We start from the raw sequence: 1712 nt of genomic DNA, 5'->3' as shown, positions 1-1712 counted from the left end.
GCGCCTCCGGCGGCGCCTGCGCGGCGAGCGGCCTGGCCGGAAAATAAGGGTTCGCGCGGGCAGGTTGAAGCGCCCCGGCTGTCGGGGTGGTTTTGCGGTGTTGTGGGTGTTAGGCGGCGGGGGTGAGGGTGACGGTGTAGCCGAGGTGTTCGAGTTCGCGGATGGCTTGGCGGGTTTTGCGGGCTTGGTTGGTGTGTTGTTGGTGCCAGTCGGGTCCGAGGTCGTGGAAGTGGGTGTTGGGGTTGTCGATCAAGTGCCAGGTGATTTCCAGGATGCTGCGGGCGACGGCGACGACGGCTTTTTTGGGTGGGGCGTGTTTGGCGATGCGGCGGTAGCGGGCGCCGAGGAAGGTTTTGGTGCGGGAGGCGCCGATGGCGGCTTGGGACAGGGGGGCTTTGATCCAGCCGTTGCCTTTGCCGGTGGGTCCGTGGGTGTGTTTGGCGCCGGATTGTTTGGTGTGGGGGGTGAGTGTGGCCCATGAGGCCAGGTGGCCGGGGGTGGGGAAGATGGTCATGTCGAAGCCGGTCTCGGCCACGATGGCGGCGGCGATTTCGCGGGAGACGCCGGGGATCTCATCGAGTCGGTCCAGCAGTGGCATGCGGCCGGGGTGGTCGTCGTCGGGGGGTGGGGTGGGGTCCAGGTCGGCGATCGCGGCTTCGATTCTGGTGGTGAGGGTGTCGATTTCGGTGGTGAGGTGGTCGTGCAGCCGTAGCAGGGTGGTGATCAGTTCGGCGTGGTGTTGTTCGAAGTGGCCGGTCAGGGCCTGCTCCAGGGTGGCGATTTTGCGGCGCATTCGGCCGCGGGCCAGTTGGGCCAGGGTTTTGGGGTTGCGTTCGCCGGCACATAGGGCGTCGAGCATGGCTCGTCCGGAGACGCCGAACAGGTCTGAGGCGCCGTCTTTCTTGTCGGCGATTTTCAGGCAGGCGTCTTCCAAGACCGACTCGATCTGGTTGCGGTATCGGGTGCGGTCGGCGACCAGGTTGGCGCGGGTGCGGGTCAGGGCCCGTAGTTGCCGCACTGGTTTGGGCGGGACGAATGAGGGGTGCAGCATGCCGCGTTCGGCGAGTTTGGCCAGCCAGATGGCATCGAGTCTGTCGGTTTTGGGCCGGGAGGGCACGTTCTTCACCTCGCGGGGGTTCACCAGCCAGCAGCGCAGGCCCCGTGCCTCCAGCTGGTAGAAGAACGGTCTCCAGTAGTCGCCGGTGGCCTCCATCACCACCAACTCGATGCTTTGGCAGACCAGGTGATCGCCCAGCTCGGCGATCGCGGCGGTGGTGGCTTTCACCGCGAACGTGCGCTGCATCCGCCGGGCAGGGTTGGCCTCACCAGGCAGCCGGGTGCACACCATGGCGCTGGCCTTGGCGATGTCGATGGCCGCGACACGCTCGGCGTATTCGGCCGATGCCTGCAACTCCACCACATCGGCATACTCTCCCATCGGGATCTCCCTCCCGAGCAAAGGCTCCCCAGCCACACCACGCACGGTGCTGCCCGCTGGCCGCGTCGGGCAAGCCAAAAGCCTGGCCGGCGTGCTCGAAGCAACAAGATCCAGCCCTTATACGCGGCCCGCACCAGACTCGCTCCCGGGTTCATCACCCAAGGCCACACGGGCTCGATGCGGGCAGCACCGTGCAGGCACATTTTCGCGCCGACCCAACGGCGCGGCAACGCGCCATCCCCACTCGCTCCGGGGAGTGGGGGGCCGCGCTGCT

The 1712-nt window shown here is 66.9% G+C and carries 1 protein-coding gene; it reads right to left on the bottom strand.

The annotated features are described in order from the left end of the window. Positions 1–109 precede the first annotated feature (109 nt). Positions 110–1438, bottom strand: a complete 1329-nt coding sequence (locus ABIA35_RS49365) for an IS110 family transposase (RefSeq protein WP_370362643.1) — start codon at positions 1436–1438, stop codon at positions 110–112. Positions 1439–1712 lie beyond the last annotated feature (274 nt).

It is taken from the genome of Catenulispora sp. MAP12-49, assembly GCF_041262705.1.
GTDB lineage: Bacteria > Actinomycetota > Actinomycetes > Streptomycetales > Catenulisporaceae > Catenulispora.
The sequence above is the reverse complement of the archived record's forward strand: the minus strand, read 5'-3'. Positions and strand labels throughout refer to the sequence as shown.

What these genes read in the sequence shown, in the direction of transcription:
- ABIA35_RS49365 (WP_370362643.1), bottom strand. Translation starts at nt 1,438, where the DNA reads ATGGGAGAGTATGCCGATGTGGTGGAGTTGCAGGCATCGGCCGAATAC.